The sequence below is a fragment of the Methanospirillum sp. genome (assembly GCF_035560735.1).
Lineage (GTDB): Archaea > Halobacteriota > Methanomicrobia > Methanomicrobiales > Methanospirillaceae > Methanospirillum.
Window position 1 is genome coordinate 1 of the sequence record NZ_DATMYY010000258.1, and the last position, 2,042, is coordinate 2,042.

Here is a 2,042-nt window from a genome sequence, read left to right on the forward strand (position 1 = left end):
AAGTATGAATTTGAGGAAAATTATAGTCTTTATATTAATGCTCATGGTGTTGAGCATACCAGTCTCTGTCTGGGCTGAAGCAAACCAGACTCAAACTATTACTGATATGGCTGGCCGGACTGTCACAGTCCCAGCACATATCGGAGGTGTTCTTGGAACTTCTCCGCCAACAACCATGCTCATTTATATGATCGCACCTGACAAGTTGATTGGATGGAACTCCAATAATACCGGATTCCTTCCGGCAAAGTATTTGAATTTGCCTGCTGTTGGTGGATGGTTTGGTGGGAAGGAAGGGAATTATGAATCGTTCCTTGCAATGCACCCTGATATCATTCTTGAAGGGTATAATCAACAGGGCGATATGAAGTCCACTGTTGATGCACGACAGGATAAGTTCGGATCTCTTCCGGTTGTTGGTGTAGAGAACAGCGTTGATGCTTTGAGCTACGAAAAACCGATTACGTTCATGGGTGATCTGCTTGGAGAACCAGCTCAGGCAGATAAGATGATTACCTTCTATAAATCTGTATTAGATCAGGTTCAAAGCAAGGTTTCAGCAATTCCAGAGTCTAAAAAAGTTACTGTTTATCAGGCAGCCGGAAATGATGGACTAACCACTGAAGTCAAAGGTTCTCCTCATTCCCAGTTAATTGACATTGCAGGTGGGATTAACGTTGTTGATGAGCCACTTACTGATGCTTTTGGCGAGATCAAAGTATCCATGGAACAGGTGATGACCTGGAATCCGGATGTAATCATTGTTGAGGATGCAAACCTGTACAAGAAGATGTTCACAGATCCCTCATGGTCCCAGATCAAAGCGGTCAAGGATAAACGTGTATATCTTACTCCAAAAACCCCGTTCAGCTGGTATGACCACCCACCAGGTGTAAACCGGATTATTGGTATTCCATGGACTGCCAAAATGCTGTATCCTGATGAATTCAAGGATATGGACCTGAATCAGTTGATTAAAGACTTCCACTCGATATTCCTGCACTTTGATATCACTGATGACCAGATTAAAAGTGCTCTGAATCCTGTTGCATCGTGATGGAGCAGAACCATCTAAAGGGGTCAAATCCCCTTTCTTTTAATGAACAGGTATTTGCTGAAGATTTTCATCGAATTGATGATGTTATTGCCGGCTTCCGGCGATATCGTGTTCTCACCTGGGCACTGGAATCAGGTATAGCCGATATTCTGTATGCTGAGGGTCCCCAGGATCCAGGTGTACTGGTAAAAAAACTCGGATATCAAAGTTCTTTTGGAAAATTCTTTTTAGATGCACTTGTAGAGATTGGCATTCTTGAAAAGAAAGAGAACAAAGTAGGATTGTGCTCAAAAATTGCTCCATATCTGGTATCAGAGAGCCCACTATATCAGGGAGATTCAATAAGATCTTCATCTGATGGTATATGGGGACAAAGTGTAGATTTCTTTAAAGAAAATTCCGAGTCGCAAAAACCTACCAGACAGATGAGTCCGGATTTTCTCAAAGTGGTCTGTCAGCATAGTATGAGGGGAGAGATTCAGGAAATTACACGAATCTTAAGTAATATCCCGGAATTTCAATCTTCACACACACTTCTTGATATTGGAGGTGGACATGGCATGTATTCCATCTCCTTTTGTCAACAGAACCTGGGTTTGTCTGCAATTATTCTTGATAAGCCATCTGTCACTCCATTTACCATGGAGATGATTAAGCAGTACCATATGGTGAGCCGTATCTCGGTTGAGGCAGGGGACATGAATGTTGATATTCCCGGATCCGGGTATGATATGGTATTTGCATCACATATTCTGTACCGGGCTGAAGATCTTCACGTGTTGCTCAAAGGTATTGCGGCGAAGATAAAATCAAGAGGTTTTTTTATTTCAAATCACAAGTTTGAAGATGACTGGATAATCCCCAAAGAAGACGCTCTTAAAGCCATGAATACGGTTTTCATCAGAGGTCATCATCACATGGTGACGAGAGATGAGTTTAAAGAAATGTTGGAATCATCAGGATTATCCGGAATCCAGTCTTTCAA

General features: G+C 42.0%; 2 protein-coding genes. Both read left to right on the forward strand.

Features of this window, described 5'->3' with window-relative positions; translation table 11 throughout:
• On the forward strand, positions 1-1,057 hold a 1,057-nt coding region (locus tag VN429_RS07315; RefSeq protein WP_325631517.1), incomplete at its 5' end, for an ABC transporter substrate-binding protein.
• Positions 1,057-2,042, forward strand: a 986-nt coding sequence (locus VN429_RS07320; RefSeq protein ID WP_325631519.1) for a methyltransferase domain-containing protein, incomplete at its 3' end; no start/stop codon positions are given. The genes VN429_RS07315 and VN429_RS07320, both read left to right, overlap by 1 nt.